The sequence below is a fragment of the Flavobacterium sp. JAS genome, assembly GCF_020991455.1.
Classification (GTDB): domain Bacteria; phylum Bacteroidota; class Bacteroidia; order Flavobacteriales; family Flavobacteriaceae; genus Flavobacterium.
Window position 1 is genome coordinate 76,688 of record NZ_JAJMOX010000009.1, and the last position, 17,231, is coordinate 93,918.

General features: G+C 33.2%; 9 protein-coding genes. 5 read left to right on the top strand and 4 right to left on the bottom strand.

Annotated elements, in window-relative coordinates; all coding sequences use genetic code 11:
- Window positions 1-8: 8 nt before the first annotated feature.
- Both LPB88_RS14610 and LPB88_RS14615 read right to left on the bottom strand, forming a co-directional pair.
- Window positions 9-2,105, bottom strand: a complete 2,097-nt coding sequence (locus LPB88_RS14610; RefSeq protein WP_230716428.1) for a TonB-dependent receptor — start codon at window positions 2,103-2,105, stop codon at window positions 9-11.
- Window positions 2,106-2,326: 221 nt separating this feature from the next.
- On the bottom strand, window positions 2,327-3,598 hold the full coding sequence (locus tag LPB88_RS14615) for a sorbosone dehydrogenase family protein (RefSeq protein ID WP_230716429.1): 1,272 nt from the start codon (window positions 3,596-3,598) through the stop codon (window positions 2,327-2,329).
- Window positions 3,599-3,782: 184 nt separating this feature from the next.
- On the opposite strand from LPB88_RS14615, the gene hpt reads away from it, so the two are divergent.
- The 4 genes from hpt (at window position 3,783) to obgE (ending at window position 7,582) form a co-directional block, all read left to right on the top strand.
- On the top strand, window positions 3,783-4,313 hold the full coding sequence (gene hpt, locus LPB88_RS14620) for a hypoxanthine phosphoribosyltransferase (RefSeq protein ID WP_230716430.1): 531 nt from the start codon (window positions 3,783-3,785) through the stop codon (window positions 4,311-4,313).
- 75 nt (window positions 4,314-4,388) lie between these two features.
- Window positions 4,389-4,961 (top strand): adenylate kinase, encoded by a 573-nt coding sequence (locus LPB88_RS14625; protein ID WP_089351946.1) that lies wholly within the window; start codon window positions 4,389-4,391, stop codon window positions 4,959-4,961.
- A 237-nt stretch (window positions 4,962-5,198) separates the two neighbouring features.
- Window positions 5,199-6,473, top strand: coding sequence for a hemolysin family protein (locus LPB88_RS14630; RefSeq protein WP_255673711.1), 1,275 nt, complete (start codon window positions 5,199-5,201; stop codon window positions 6,471-6,473).
- 107 nt (window positions 6,474-6,580) lie between these two features.
- Complete coding sequence (gene obgE / locus LPB88_RS14635) at window positions 6,581-7,582, top strand: GTPase ObgE (protein ID WP_230716432.1); 1,002 nt, start codon at window positions 6,581-6,583, stop codon at window positions 7,580-7,582.
- Between the two features lie 103 nt (window positions 7,583-7,685).
- Here obgE and LPB88_RS14640 read toward each other — a convergent pair whose 3' ends face one another.
- A complete protein-coding gene (locus LPB88_RS14640) occupies window positions 7,686-8,216 on the bottom strand; it encodes a porin family protein (RefSeq protein WP_230716433.1) in 531 nt (176 codons plus the stop codon).
- Window positions 8,217-8,526: 310 nt separating this feature from the next.
- Here LPB88_RS14640 and LPB88_RS14645 point away from each other — a divergent pair, with 310 nt between their 5' ends.
- On the top strand, window positions 8,527-10,671 hold the full coding sequence (locus LPB88_RS14645; protein WP_230716434.1) for a S46 family peptidase: 2,145 nt from the start codon (window positions 8,527-8,529) through the stop codon (window positions 10,669-10,671).
- Between the two features lie 163 nt (window positions 10,672-10,834).
- Here the strand turns inward: LPB88_RS14645 and LPB88_RS14650 are convergent, their stop codons facing one another.
- Window positions 10,835-17,119, bottom strand: a complete 6,285-nt coding sequence (locus tag LPB88_RS14650; RefSeq protein ID WP_230716435.1) for an alpha-2-macroglobulin — start codon at window positions 17,117-17,119, stop codon at window positions 10,835-10,837.
- Window positions 17,120-17,231: the final 112 nt, after the last annotated feature.

Here is a 17,231-nt window from a genome sequence, read left to right on the forward strand (position 1 = left end):
ATACACGTCTAAAATAAGTAATTTATTGAAACACTTCCGTAATAATTCGTGGGAAGACCAGGATAATAATATCTTGGAGTTGAGTTTCCGACTGCTACGGCATTTGGCAAAATTAGAGAAGCATATTTTTCATCGGTAAGATTATTAATGCCAAAAGCCAATTGTGAATTTAGATTTGGAAGAATCTCAAAACGATAACCTGTCTTTAAGTTGATGATCATATAGGAATCTGAATAAACCGAATTGGCATCATTTAAAGGAATTTTGTCTACAAACTGAAAATCTGAAGAAAGATAAAGACCCAGATTCGTGTTCAACGTTATTCCGGCATTTACTTTATTGGCGGCAACTCCGGTTAATTTATTTCCGGAATAATCATTTCCGTTATCGACAAAATCTTTAAATTCATATTTTCCTAAAGAAGCGCCGATATAAGAGTTTAAGTAGAAAAACCGATTTATCGACCAATTGTGTTTTGCTGAAATTTCGATTCCTTCATGAAATGTTTTGCCAGCATTAACACCTTCATATTGATCATCTCCAATTCTTTTTGCAACCAATAAATCTTTTATTTCCATTCGGTAAACGGCAAATTCAGTATAAAGATTTTTGCCGAAAAGGTAGAATTTTCCACCAACTTCAAAATTATAACCACTTTCAGGTTTTATATCCGGATTTATGTTTCCTGTACTTGTAAGCGTTTCTTCGGTTGCGGGCAATGAAAATCCGCGGCTTGCTGAAAAGTATAATGTTTGTTCCTGATTTGGCTTAAAAAGAAAAGACAATTGTGGCGAAAGAATTCCGTCATAATTATATTTTTCAGTCGAAGTTTTTTGAGGAAGAAAGTTCGTGAGTTCAAAATGAGTTTCGTTGTAATTTAATCCGGCCTGAAACTCGAATTTTTCAGAAAGCAAAGTTCTGATTTGAGAAAAGATATTATAAAAATGCCTTTTCTGATCTGTTTCTGTCAATTCTTTTCCTTGTAAACTTCCTTGACCGTTGTTGGTTTTGTACAAATTTTCAAAAGTATTTCCGTTATAATTGTCTGTAAAATATTCAATTCCGGCAATAAATTGATTTTCTGTTTTTCCAATTTTAAATTTCCCCGAAAACTGCGTTCTTCCGCCAGTACCAAAAGTATATTGACGCAAAATATCAAAAGGGCGAGGTTCATTACTGTCTTTATAATTGACAAATATCGAAGTCGAATTACTCAGATTTTCATTGATTTTAAACTCATAAGCCAATCCCGCCAAAGTCGATTTGTATTCTTTAAATCCTTTCGAAGCAACCCAAGTTGGCGCACCCAATTGCGGATTATTATCGTAAACTTGTTTACTGATCGAACTCGGAATAAAAGCTTTTAGATAAGTATAATTTGTAAAATAAGTAAGTTTACTGTTTTGCTTCTTAAACAATTCTCCCGCAAGCGTTACTCCTTCCCTATTATAAGCGCTGTTTTCGCGCCATCCGTCAGTTTTTAGTTTGTGATAACTGATGTTTAAACTCGACTTTTTTTCAGTTAGACTATAGTTCATACTGTTTTTTAATAATCCAAAAGAACCAAAAACGCTGCTTATACCTGCATTTTCTCCTTTTGTTTTTGAAAGCTGAGGTGAAATTAAAATCGCGCCGCCTAAACCTGCGCCGTAAATACTCGAAAGCGGACCTTTTATAACTTCAATCTGACCGATGTTTTCGAGATCAATATCGTCAATCACAGTTTCGCTGTTTCCAGAAGTCAGCGGAATACTTCCGTAAAAAGCTCTGATTTTATTGGTTCCGTAAGTTGTTCTTGCGCCAATACCACGAATCGAAATTCGGGTTGTAGTAAAATTCGAAGATTGCATAAATACTCCGGGAATCGTGTTGATTACGGTACTAATATCTGTAGCGTTATTTTGCAGAAGGTCTTTTTTTGATAAAATCCCTATCGAAGCAGGTGTATTTTGTAAGCTGTCATTAATATGAAGCGAACTAATAACAACTTCTTCTAATTTTTCTGTTTGAACAGAATCAATAGATTTACTTTTCTGCTCTTGCGCAAAAGTGTTTTGAAAAACAAAAGCGACAAAAACAAAAAACCAATATTTTTTTAAAATCATAAAACAGATTTGAAAGGTTTTTACGTGGAATTTAAACACATAGGGACATAGATTTTGATAGTTCAAAAAAAGGCGTTTTACTTTACATCAAGTCACATAGCTATGTGTGTTTAAATAAGTGAAATGCCTTTTATGAGGTCAAGTAACTATGTTCCTATGTGTTTAAATTCTCAGTGTATAAAGCGTATAATTGGAATTTGGAATTTAAAAAAAATTTAATTTTATTTATTCGCAGTAACCTTCCAAATTGTATTTCCGCTATCATCATTTACTAAAAGCGATCCGTCTTTCATAACCGTTACGGCAACCGGACGTCCATAAACTTCAGCCGTATCAGCGTTAGCAACAAAACCAGTTAAAAAATCTTCAGGTTTTCCAGAAGGTTTTCCATTCGCAAACGGAACAAAAAGAACTTTGTAACCTGATATTATCGAACGATTCCAAGAACCGTGTTGTCCTACGAAAGCGCCGTTTTTATATTTTGCCGGAAAAGCATCTTTAGTATAAAAAGCCAATCCTAAAGAAGCAGTGTGAGAACCAACCGGAACATCAGGAACAATAGCTTTGGCAGCAAGATCTTTACGTTCACCTTTCATTCTTGGATCAAGGTTATTTCCAAAATAAGAATACGGCCAACCATAAAAACCGTTTAATTTTACACTTGTAATATAATCCGGAACCAAATCGTCGCCCAATTCATCACGCTCGTTAACAGCCGTCCATAATTCTTTGTTTACAGGATTCCAATCCATTCCCATTGGATTTCTAAGTCCGTCAGCATAAATTTTTTCACCAGTTCCATCAGGATTAATTTCTAAAATTGCGGCGCGGCGTATTTCTTTGTCCATTCCGTTTTCTCCAACGTTACTTCCGGAACCAACGGCGATGTAAATTTTTGTTTCTTCAGGATTCGAGATTATATTTCTAGTCCAGTGATTGTTATATCCTCCGGCAGGAAGTTCGACAATTTTTACTCCCTGTGTATTTAGTTTCAATGGAGCATTTTTATAAGGATAGCGGTATAATCCGTCCGTATTTGCAATGTAAAAAAAGTCTTTTAGAATCAGCATTCCAAAAGGTCTGTTCAGGTCTTTTATAAAAACTTCACGCGTTTCAAATTTTCCGTCCTTATCTGTATCGCGAAGTACTATAATTTGATTTTTACTTGTTCTTGTTCCGCTTTCCACAACAAAAATGTCATTATTAGGTCCAATATAACTCCAACGCGGATTATCAAAACCATCAGCAAATTTTGTCACCGTAAAGCCTTCAGGTGCTTTTGGTGTTTCGCCTTCCGGCCATCCAATGACTTTACTGTTCTTTGTTTTCGATTCGGTGGCATAAGGTGCAGGCAAAGTAAGATCACCAATAGCAGTTTTTACAACAATCGATGGTTGTTTAGAGAACGTTTCTTTCTCTTGTTTTGATTGTCCATTGCAGGCTGTCAGTACAACAAGAAAGGATATAGATAATATTTGCGAAACAGTTTTCATAGTGGTTTGGGGTTAAAAGTTTAAAGGAGAACAATTTAGTGAAATATTGAATATTTCAAAGAAAAAAAATGCAAATGATTAATGATATTTAACAATCTTAAAAAAATATGTTCACGGTATATTTTGATACTTACAGTTTGGTTGTAATTCTGTATCTTTGCGCATTATTTTAAACACAAAAATAATGATACAACTTCACGATAAACAATTTGTTCCGTTTATTTCGGCTAAAGAAATTGATTTTGCTTTGACCAAAATAGTAGCACAAGTACATGATGATTTTGGAGATGATACCCCAATTTTTATTGGCGTTTTGAATGGTGCATTTATGGTCGTTGCCGATTTCCTAAAAAAATATAAAGGCCATTGTGAGGTTTCATTTATCAAAATGTCATCTTACGAAGGAACTGAAAGTACCAATACTGTAAAAGAATTAATTGGTATCAATCAGGATTTATCCGGCAGAACCGTAATTCTTATCGAAGATATTATCGACACCGGAAATACGATCGAAGAATTAAAGCGCTTGTTTAAACAACAAAATGTAAAGCATTTTAAAATTGCCACTTTGTTCTTTAAACCGGAAGCTTATAAAAAAGACATTAAAATAGATTATATCGGAATCAGAATTCCAAACAAATTCATCGTTGGCTACGGATTAGACTACGACGGTTTAGGAAGAAATCTTGCTGAGGTCTATAAATTGGCCGAATAATTAAGAAAAACACACAACTATATATTCATTTAAAACTTCTTATAAAAAACAGAAGTAACAACACTCACTCATATTATGATTAATATTGTTTTATTTGGAAAACCAGGAGCAGGAAAAGGAACTCAGGCTGAATTTTTAAAAGAAAAATACAAATTGACACATCTTTCAACTGGAGATATTTTTCGTTTCAATTTAAAAAATGACACAGATTTAGGTAAAAAAGCAAGAGTTTTTATGGACAATGGAGAATTGGTTCCTTGCGAAGTTACTACAGCAATGTTAATTGACGAAGTAAACAAACATCCTGATACAGCTGGTTTTTTATTTGACGGTTATCCAAGAACTTTAGATCAGGCAGAAGCTTTAGATAAATTTTTACCAACAATAGGATCAAGCGTTACAGCAACAATCGCATTAGAGGCCGATGATGAAATTCTGGTAGCACGTTTACTAGAAAGAGGAAAAACAAGTGGAAGAGTTGATGATCAGGACGAAGAAAAAATTCGTGTAAGATATCAGGAATACAACGAAAAAACAGCTCCATTAATCGGATATTATAAAGCACAAAATAAGTTTCACGCCGTAAACGGTATCGGAACTATCGAAGAAATTACACAACGATTAACGTCAGTTATAGATAATTTGTAGAAGCTATTCCAGCTGTACGTGAAATCCCGATAGCTATCGAGACGCTAAAAAAAAACTATTTTTCTATACCATAAAACGAGTTTATCCCGATCCATCGGGAGTCGCTGTTTTCTGGCAAGAAAAATTAGTTTTTTTAGCTCCGGGCTTTTCACTCCTCCCGATAGCTATCGGGAGGGCTATGAATATTGAAATTGCAAATTACATTAACGAACTATTAAATAACGAATAATCCACAAATTGGAAATACTAATAATATTTTTTCTAATACTATTAAACGGCGTTTTCTCTATGTCCGAAATTGCACTTATTTCGGCAAGAAAAAATAGACTCGAAACTGCCGCAAAAAAAGGAAATAAAAGTGCCAAAATTGCGCTCGATTTAGCCAATTCGCCAAACAAGTTTTTGTCTACAGTACAAATCGGAATAACCTTAATCGGGATTTTAACCGGTATCTATAGTGGTGATAAAATCACAATGGATGTAGAAGCATTTGTAAGCGGATTTGCCGTTTTAAAACCTTATGCACATTCAGTTGCAGTTGGGATTGTCGTGGTAGTTTTAACCTTTTTCTCATTAGTTTTAGGAGAGTTATTGCCAAAACGAATCGGTTTAAATTATCCTGAATCGATTGCAAAAATGGTAGCGTTGCCAATGAAAATCGTTTCGATTATTACAGCACCGTTTATTTGGATGTTAACTTCTTCAACAGATTTCTTGTTGAATGTTTTGCAAATAAAACCAACAGCAGACGGTAAAGTAACCGAAGAAGAAATTAAAGCCATCATTAAAGAAGGAACCGAAGGAGGAGAAGTTCAGGAAATCGAGCAAGATATCGTAGAACGTGTTTTTCATATTGGTGACAGAAAAGTAAATTCGTTAATGACGCACCGTAAATCTGTTGACATGTTACCTTTTACTGCTGACAAAGCAAAAATAAAGGAGTTAGTATTACAGGATTTGCACACCGTTTATCCGGTTTATAGAGACAATTACGATGACATTGTTGGAATCGTAACCTTAAAAAATATATTTGCCAACATCGAAAGTGATCATTTCGATTTAGATGCAATAATGATAGATGCTCCTTATTTAATGGAGCAAACAACAGCTTACAAAGCGTTGGAAAATTTCAAAAAAACAGGTGTGCATTACGCTTTAGTTTCTGATGAATATGGTGTTTTTCAAGGGATAATTACCTTAAATGACATTCTTGAAGCTTTAGTTGGAGATGCATCTGATTTTTATAAAGACGAATTCCAATTAATCGAACGAGAAGATGGTTCGTGGTTGGTTGACGGACATTATTCATTACACGATTTCCTAACTTATTTTGAGTTAGACGAATTGACAAACGATTACGAGGTAAACACCGTAAGCGGAATGATTATGACAGAGCTTTCTCATATCCCGAAAGAAGGCGAGAAATTAATCTGGCAAAAGTTTGTGTTAGAAGTTATCGATATGGATGGTGTAAAGATTGATAAAGTGTTAGTAAAAGCACTAAAAGAGTAAATAGAATTTGTTTCAAGTTTTATTATGTTTCAGGTTTCAAGTTAAGTGCTTTGCGCTAACCTGAAACCTGAAGCCTGAAACTTGAAACTATATATAAACAAGGAAAAATGACAGAAGGAAATTTTGTAGATTATGTTAAGATATATGTTTCATCCGGAAAGGGAGGAAAAGGATCTACGCATTTACATAGAGAGAAATTTATTGAAAAAGGAGGCCCTGACGGAGGTGATGGTGGTCGAGGAGGACACGTGTATTTAGTTGGAAATAAAGGACTTTGGACACTGTTTCATTTAAAATTTGCCCGACATATCAAAGCTGGTCACGGTGGAGATGGAGGAGGAGACCGTAGTACTGGTGCTGACGGAGATGATAAATTTATCGAAGTGCCTTTAGGAACTGTTGTAAAAGACAAAGAAACCGGAGAAACTTTATTCGAAATTACCGAAGATGGTGAAAAAAGAATTCTTTCTAAAGGTGGAAAAGGTGGTTTAGGAAACTGGCACTTTAGAAGTTCAACAAATCAAACACCACGTTATGCACAACCAGGTTTACCGGGAGTTGAGATGGACGTGATTCTGGAACTTAAAGTTTTAGCAGATGTTGGATTAGTAGGTTTCCCAAATGCAGGAAAATCAACGTTACTGTCTGTATTGACTTCAGCAAAACCAAAAATTGCCGATTATCCTTTTACAACCCTAAAACCAAACTTAGGAATTGTAGCTTACAGAGATTATCAATCGTTTGTAATTGCTGATATTCCTGGGATTATTGAAGGTGCTGCCGAAGGAAAAGGTTTAGGACATTATTTTTTGCGTCATATCGAGCGTAACTCAACATTGTTGTTTTTAGTTCCTGTTGATACGCCGGATATTAAAGGCGAATATGATATTTTGGTAAATGAATTAACCAAGTACAATCCTGAAATGTTAGATAAAGAACGTCTTTTGGTAATCTCAAAATGTGATATGCTGGACGACGAACTTAAAGCGGAATTGAAAGTAGAACTTGATGTTGCTTTCAAGGATATTCCTTATATGTTTATTTCTTCTGTTGCTCAACAAGGTTTGACTGACTTGAAAGATAAACTTTGGAAAATGCTTAACGAGTAAATAAGATGTTTTAAAAATATAAAACCCGACAATGTGAGTTGTCGGGTTTTTTGTTTTTAAACGAAAAAAACAAATTTATTTCAGATGAATTTTAGTTAGAAAACTAAAGTCCGAAATTTTTAGAGATTCCAACATTGAAAGTCTTTCCAAAGTCAAAACCAATACGTTCTTGTCTTGGGTCATTTTTGCCATCAAGATTGTCATAATTTACGCCACCAATAGAGAAGTTTAAGCCAAAGCCTCTTTTCATATTAATAAATAAAGCCGGAGTAAGACTTGCATACATTCCTTTTGCATTATTTAAAGAAGTATTTTGGTAACCCGCTCCCAAATCTGTATAAAATGAGAATGTTTCAGAAAGTGCAGTTGAGTAACGTACAAAACCTCCAATTTTGTAATTTTCGGTTTTTTCAGATCCTTTAACGTCAAGAGTAGCGATAGTTCCTTGAACACCTGCTGTCCAGTGATCTGCAAATTGATATCCTACTTTTGGAGAAAATTCAAAATTAGTTGATTTAGCATCTCCAATTTTTTCTGAGGCAAACCCAACATTTCCACCTAACAAGATTGACCCTTTTTGAGCATTTGTGATTGTTGCAATTAATAATGCAACAGCTAATAATAATTTTTTCATTTTAATTAAATAATTGATAGCAAACTTATGGAATTAAAATTTGTAAGAAATAATTTATTTTAATTTTTTATTATTGAAAGTAAATTTTTACAATTAAGACATTGAATTAATAAGCTTTAACTGTTTTTATTTTAAATTTTAAGAGTTTCGTAGAAGAAGAACTGAAAGAAAAGAAGATATTTTTCTCTTTTTGAAATTGTGAATTTCGTAAAATTGTCTTAAAATTTATCCGGTATCTTTTGGTTTTGGCGATATGTGCTATTTTTTGTTGCGAAAATGAGTTATATTCGCATCACTTAAACAAAATAACATGAAAAAAATAGTTTTATTCTTGACCATGTGCCTAATGGCTTTTCCGGTAAAAGCAGATGAAGGAATGTGGTTCTTGATGTTTATCGAGAGATTGAACCATAGAGATATGGAAAAAATGGGCTTGCAATTAACAGCCGAAGAAATTTACAGTATTAATCACCATAGTTTGAAAGATGCTGTTGTACAGTTTAATGGAGGATGTACTGCAGAAATCGTTTCTAAAAATGGATTGGTTTTGACAAATCATCACTGTGGATATAATGCAATCGCTGAACTTTCGACAGCTGAACAAAATTATTTGAAAGATGGTTTTTGGGCAAAAGAAAGAAGTGCCGAAATGAAACCAAAATCTTTATACGTTCGTTTCTTTGTTCGTATGGATGATGTTTCTAAAAGAATTTTATCAAAAGTAAATGATAAAATGACAGAAACAGAAAGAAATAAAGTGATTCAGCAAGAAATTGCTTTGATCGAAAAAGAGAACAATGAAGGTGGAAAATACACTGTTTCTGTTCGTCCTTTCTTTCAGGGAAATGAATATTACTATTTCGTTTACCAAGATTACACAGACGTTCGTTTAGTTGGAACGCCTCCGGAAAGTGTTGGTAAATTTGGTGGAGACACTGATAACTGGGAGTGGCCTCGTCAAACAGGAGATTTCTCTATGTTTAGAGTTTATGCTGATAAAGACGGAAATCCTGCGGCTTACTCTAAAGACAATGTGCCTTTACAGCCTAAACATTACTTACCAATAAGTATTAAAGGTGTAAAAGAGAACGATTTTGCTATGATTTTAGGATATCCGGGAAGAACAAACCGTTGGATGCCAGCTGGTGGAATCGAGCAAAACGTTAAGTTTGCTTATCCTGCTTGGGTTGAAGGTGCTAAAACCGGAATGGACCAAATGAAAAAGTATATGGATAAAGATGCAACAGTTCGTTTGCAATATGCATCTAAATATGCTTCGACAGCAAATTACTGGAAAAACCGTCAAGGTATGATCGATGCTTTAACAAAAGCAGGAACTGCAGCTACAAAAAGTGAGCAAGAAGATAAGTTCTACGAGTGGGCAGCTAAACCGGCTAATAAAGAAAAGTACGAAAATGTAATTCCAACTATTAATGATTATTACAGAGAAACAAACTTAAAAGCGACTCATGATAATTACTTAACACAACTTATACGTACTTCAAGTTATGGAGCAGGGCCAGCAAATTTAGGAAATGCATTGATCGCTTACTATAACGAGAATGATGCTAAAAAAGCAGAAATGTTACCTAAGATTAACGCAATGATCGATAACATTTATGGTGAATTTTATGCACCGCTTGAAAAAGATGTGTTAACGGCTCAATTGAATTTATATGCTTCTAAAGCTGCTGAATATGGTTTAGCTCCACAAATTGCTAAAATGAAATCAGAGAATAAAGGTGATTTTACTGCTGATGTTGCAAAAGCTACTGAAATAAGTTATTTTACTTCTAAAGATAAAGTATTGGCATTTATGGCTGATCCAAAACCATTGGCAATTGTACACGATCCTTTGTACATTATCTCTAATGATTTGTTGACAAAATACCGTGCTAAAACTGATGATCAGGCAAAAGCCGATGATGGTTTTGCAATTGCTTACCGCAAACTGGTTGAAGGTTTAAGAGAATCAAAATTAAACGCAATTCAATATCCGGATGCTAACTCTACTTTGAGATTAACTTACGGAAAAGTTCGTGCTTTGCCTGCAGATCCACGCAATGATGCTAAAGTAAACAATTATACAACCATGGAAAGTATGGTGAAAAAGTATAAAGCAGGAGATCAGGAATTTGATTTACCAAAACGTTTATTAGAATTAAACAAAGCAAAAGACTTTGGTCAATATGCTGATAAAGCAGGTTACATGCCAGTAAACTTTTTAACTGATAATGATATTACTGGAGGAAATTCTGGTTCTCCGGTTTTAAACGGAAAAGGTGAATTAATTGGAATTGCTTTTGACGGAAACATCGAAGCAATGGCGGGAGATGTTATTTTTGATCCTAAATTACAAAGAACAATCAACGTAGATATTCGTTACGTACTTTGGATTATTGACAAATACGCTGGAGCTAAAAATATTGTTGATGAAATGACGATTATAAAATAATCTGATTTTATTCTAAAAGTAAACCCGACAAGTTATTGAAACTTGTCGGGTTTTTTTATGGCATTTTTTTTCACCACAACCCGAGCGATAGCGAACAGAAGAAGCAATTCACGAATTTTTATTTTAATTAATTCGTGAATTCGTGGCGATTTTTTTCGGAATTTTAATTCACTTTTACTCGAATTCCTTTGGTATGACTTGCAAACTCTGGAGCATACATACTTTCAATTGTTGTAATTCCGTTCGAAAATTCTCCGCTGTTGTTTACGCGAATATCATATTCTAAAACATAAGTTCCTTTGTTGATACGGTCGAAAAAGAAATGAGTTGCTGCATCTTTTGTACTCCTATAATATCCTAAACGATCTTTATATTGATATTCTGAAAGTACATTTACAGGTTCAAAGCAGGAAGCTCTCATGTCTTTTAGATGAACAAATTCCATATCTTCTTTAGATTTGATAATCAATCTTACGGTAACTAAATCTCCGGTTTTTAATGGGTTTTTAGTTGTGATTTTTTCTAATTGATCTCCTTTTAATGAATTCTTCTTCAGATATAATTCTTTAGAAACTGATAAAACCGCTCCCGAATTGGTTTTGATTTTATCTAAATCTTCAAAATATTGCCAATAAACACCTCCAAAACCGGGAACTTTAGATTTGTTTTGAATGCTTATTGAAGCCATTTCTTTTTTAACTTCATTGGCTTTCCAGTTGAGTTTGATATATCCGGTTTCAGCTTCTTTTTCGTTTTCGGATAATTTTTTCGTCAGGATTTTTTCGTCTCCAATTTTAATGACAGTATTGTCTTTTACAGATAGCCAATCGGTTCCTTGTATTAATAAAGCATAAATTGCTTCAGTAGTTGCTTTTGTGGTTGGCCAGTTTTTGGTTTGCTTATTTTTTAACAACCAAACTTTCATTGCATCTACAAATTTGGTGTCGTGATTTACTTCGGCGAAAGCCTCAATTAATAAAGCCTGAGTTTCTATAGGCGCCTGATACCAATACCAACCTGCTTTGTTGGAAATCCAGTACATTCCCCAATCTTCATTGTTTGATGAAGTTTCTTTTAGACTTTCGATGATTTTCTTGGCTGTTTCACTTTCACCAAAACGATTTAAAGTCAAGGCGGCTAATCCTTTTTCGTAAATAGAATAGTTTAACCAATCTTTTTTGGCTGTTTGTAAATACAATTTTGTTGCTTTTTTCAACGTATCTGAAAGTGGGTATTTGTCTAAATAAAAACTTCTGGTATATAAATAATGCAAATCAGAATACGGATTGATCCAGATTATTTTATCAGTTGCTTTTAGGTTTTTTGTTCGACCTTTATAATATTCCATGAATTTATTGTCCAGAAATGGAATTCCGTTTTTGGCGATAGCATCAATTTTTTCATCACTCTCTTTTGTTTTATTTAGTTTGGACAAATGACCTAAACCAGCCAGAATATGTCTGGTAATATATTCGCTTTCGTCATTTCCGTCAAACCATGAAAATCCTCCTGATGGTTTTTGCTTTTGTTTTAATTTTTCGAAAGTAGCTTCTTGCGAAGTTTTCATTTTCTCTAAATCAAATAAAAGTGCCAGATTCTTTTTCTTTTCATCTTCGCTTTGAGCGTCATTTAGCCAAGGCGTTTCTGCCAGAATGATCGATTTTAATTCTTCGTTTTCTTCTAGTTTAGAATTCAGTTTTCCATTTTTTCTCCAATTCTCAAAAACATTTGCAATTTTCGGATTACTCGAAATTATTTCTGAAGCCAAAGCATTTGCATAAAAACGAGCAAAAGTTTGTTCGGCACATTCGTGTTCATATTCCATTAAATAAGGCAAAGACTGAATCGCAATCCACGAAGGATTTGATGTGTATTCAAATGTAAGCTGATGATTTTTTAAAGTCGTTGAAGTATTGTTTTTTAAATTCTCAAACGTATATTCTTTAGTCGAATTCTCACGAACCCAAACCGGAATGCTTTCTGTAACCAACATATTGTTCGTTAAAACCGGAAGAATATTTTCTTCTCCATCAGAGAAATCATCTGATTTGGCTAAGATCTTATATTGCACGCCTTGCAAACCTTCCGGAATCGAAATGGTCCAAGTTGCTGTTGTATTGCCAAAAGCGCCAACAGTAAAGTTGCGAACATTTTTTGCATTCAGCATTTTTGCATCAATTGGCTGCATGGTTGCAGCATCAAAAAACTGTAAAATGGCAATTCCGTTTTTAGCTTTATCTGTAATATTCGAAATTTTAGCAGATATAACAATTGTATCTTTTTCTCTAAGGAAACGGGGGAAATTCGGTAAAAGCATTAACTCTTTTTGAGTCACAACACTTTTCTCCAAATAACCGGAAACAGCATCTTTATTATGTGCCAATAAACGAAGTTTCCAAGCCGTTAAAGCTTCGGGAGATGTAAAGTTGAAACTTACTTTTCCGTTTGCATCAGTTCTTAAATTTGGTAAAAAGAATGCGGTTTCAGAGAGATTTTTTCTGGATTTTACTTGAGTTAAGGCTTCTAAGGCTTTTTTGGTTGTGATTATTATTGCTCCGTTTGCGCCTTTGCTTCCGTAAAGTGCTGCGGCTTTATCTCCTTTTATTGCTTCCATTGATAGAATATCTGCTGGATTTATATTTTCTGCAATATCTTGTTCAGTAATTTCTCCATCTACAATATATAGAAGGTTTTGTCCGCTTAGCTTGGCTGCTCCTCTTATTTTAATTCCCGGAGCACTTCCTGCTAAAGCTCCCTCTACTCCTGCAGTATTGTAAACTTGGTTATCTTCCTCAATTACTGGAGTTGCAAATCCGTTACCAACAGCTTCAACCGTTAAAACAGCATCAGGATCTCCTTTTATCATTTCGTTACCTACTTTTTTATCCTTAATTTCGGTTATAGAGTAGTTAAGAGAATCACCATATCGACTATTGTAAAAGTCAAAACCAAACCAGTTTAATTGTGTTTCTTCTTTACGAAATTTATCTAAGGGCAGAACTTCATTCAGATTTTCTAAAGAGGAATATACTTTATCAAAACCAAGGCTAGATCTAAAATTGGCAGAATTATAGCCATATCGATTAAAACTTAGATTGGTCCAGTCTATTTTTGCAAATTGATCTAAAGAACTATCATACATTGATGCTACTATTTCTGCTTCGCTTTTAGTATTGAGTGAATTTAATTTAAAAGACCATTTCTCATTAATTCCTGGCTCAATTTTGCTTCTGAAACTTTCAACAATCCAGTCTAATTTTACTTCTTCAATTTTTAGTGGAACGTCTATTTCTTTATAAAAAATTTCATTCTCGAAAATACTTTCGAAAGCTATACGTATCGATTTTTCGAATTCATTTTTTAATGGAATTTTTATTGTTACTTCATTGTTTTGCAAGTGATAGGTGTCTTCGAAGTATTTTTGATTTTCGTAGTTTCCTCTTGTAGCAATATATAAATCCGGAATTACAGAAGATAGTTTGACTTCAACAAAACCATCTTTTTTAGGATCGGTATTAATTTGTTCTGCAGTAAATAATTTACTCGGATTAAATTTATCCTTACTTTGTTTAATTTCAAATGTGGAAACCGATTCTATCGGATTATTAAAAGTATCTTTTGCAGAAAAAACAATTTTATAATTCCCGGATTTATAATTTGAAATAAAATCAAGTGCTATTTTTTTGTCTTTTTGTGTGTCTATTTTCTTTGTAAATAATAAAACTTCATTTGTTTTATCCGTTTTAATTTCGCGGATTTCATAAGGAAATAATCTTTCAAAATCTGATGCCGAAATGGTTTCGATTTCAGGTTTTGGCCAAACTTGTTCTTTGAATTTATTAGAAAACGGGCTTACGAAATACAGTTTAATTTCGCCTTTTGCGGCTAAAAATTCACCATTTAAGTTGGTACTTGTAAGTGTGATTTCATTTTTGTTTTTAGTTTCAATACGACTCGAAATGCTTGCGTTGATAATTAAATCATGGTAGCCTACTTTTACGATGGTTTCTGTGGTATGGGTTTCTCCGTTAATATCAGTAACATTGGCAGTTATTCTGTAATTAAAAACAGGCAATTGTTCTTTTATTGCGTTTTTTGAAGGTTCGGCAATAAATTCAATTACAAATTTTCCTGAGGCGTCCGTTTTAGTTTCGCCTATTGCTATAGTTTCGTTTTGTTCTTGTCCGTAATAATTTCTAAAATAACTTGTAAATCGATTAACCGTATAAGTCACTTTTGCATCAGAAATATTGCTTCCTGCAGATGCTGTTGCAGTTCCTTTTACATTAATCGACTTATTTACTTGAAAGCTTTCTTTTTTAGAATCAAAATCTACTTTGAATTTTGGACGTTTGTATTCTTCAACATTAAAATAAGTTGTAGAATTTTCAAATTTCACATTGCCCCAAAATGATGCATTAGGCTGATCTTTATCCTTGAAGTGAGCATCATTTTTTGTATAATCGTCAGGTTTTGCTGTGTAAATGTTGAAGCTGCCAGTTAAAGCATTTTTAGGTAAAATAAACTCTCCTGAAAATGAACCAAATTCATTTGTTGTAACTTCAAGTTCTTTAAAAACCTGATAATTAACATCTTTAATAGTAATTTTGAAAGTAGTATTTGCAACTATGCTGGTTTTGTTTTTTTGTTTTTGAATCGCAATTCCTTTGTAATAAACAGTCTGTCCCGGACGATAAATTGCTCTGTCTAAGTAAAATTGAACTTTTCCGTCTTTATCGTCATTTTGATTGTCAACAAATTCCTGGCTGTAACGGATGTAACTTTTGCTAATTAAAATTGTGTCATTTTGTGTTGAAAATTCAATTGGATTGTTAGAATGATTGTAATTTTCTCCATTGTAAGTAGCATTTCCGTTTGAATCTGTTTTAATATTAAAATTGGTAGATTTTATAGTAACGTTTTCAAGTGGTTTACCCGTTTTGCGATCCAGAACCTGAAAAATCTCTTTTTTGTTTTGCTGAGATGCTAAAACACTAATGTTTGATATTGTAATCGTTTCAAAAGCAAATGCTTTTTTATCTTTTGAGTCTGAATCACTTTCAAAATAAACTAAATAGCTTCCTGTTTCTAATTGTGGTAATACAATTTCTGTACTGTATTCAAAGTAATCTTTTTTGTTTTGAAGACGATATTCTTTGGTTGCAATTTTATTTTGGTTTTTGATAATTATATTAGCTAAACTATCTCTTTCGTTGTATGATTTTATAAAATTGGATATTTGCTTTTGATTAATTTTAAAGAAGGAAACCGTTAAATGATCTACATTTTTGTAGTTAATAAAAGCTCTGGTATTCTCATTGTTATAATTGTATTTTTGAAGTTGAACTGATAATGATTTCGAAATTATCTGATGCTTTTGTTGTAAAGCTGTTTTTGCAGTATTTGATTGATTGTCAGTTTTTAGAATGTTATTAAATATTTTTAGTGCTTCAATATTGTAGTCCGGATGCAATTCTTTTGAAGCCTGATTCATTAAGATTTCAGCTTTTTTTAATAATATTTTTTGTGTAAGAATTGAGTCGTTAGAATGTTGTTGAAGTTCATTTAAATACTTCGTTAAATCATCAGTAGGTTCGGGCAGAAGTTCACTGCAAAATATAATACGGTTAAATTGATTTTCTGGAGAAGGATTACTTAATTCTACCTTTTGATATAGAGAAAGAACTCTTTTGAGATTTTCTTCTTTTATAATATTTAAGTCAAGTTTTAAAAATGCTTCTGAATTTCCTAAAAGTTCGTTTTTATATACTGCTATTTCACTATTTTCAATTTGCCATCTTTTGATCTTTTCGGTGAAAAACTCGATATTTTCTTTGAGCAGATAATCATATAAGTTTTCGTTTTTTAGTTTTTCTAAAGACAAAAAATCAAAGATAGCCTGATAATTGGTGAGGGGAGTAGTTTTTAGAATTGACTCGTTTTCTAATGTTTTTTCGAGAACTGCAAGGACTTCCTTTTCAGATGTAAATTCAGTTGAAGTAGTATGATAATCTAGAGCTGAAGGAACTTCAACACTATCAGCCACGGCATACGCAGCTTCGTCTACAACTGCTACTGCACTGTCAACAACCGCGACAGCATAATCATAATTAGAATAATTATTTAAGCATTTTGCATAAACTAAATTCAAAATAGCTTTTGATGGAATTGAAACTCTACTAATATCAGTTTTAAGATTGCTTAAGATTTTAGCTTTTGCATTTTCATCAACTACCTGAAGATACTTAGAATGATAAAAAAAACATTTTATCATTTGAACTTCATCTTTTTTCGAGACGGCTTTCTTGTAGATTTGATCAACAATTTTGCTTGCAGATTTTATTTTACCTTCATTTTCGTAAGAGGTAACTTTAGTCCATTTTTTATCATTTTGTTGCGCAAATAAAGCTGTTGTGAACAAAAGGAGAACAAATAAGATATTTTTCATAAGTCAGTTTTGGTATATAGAGTGCGGTTTTGGAATAAAGGTTGGGAACGTTGTAAAATAATTCCGTACAAATTACTAATTTATCTCTAAAAGCAAATGATACATTTTATAT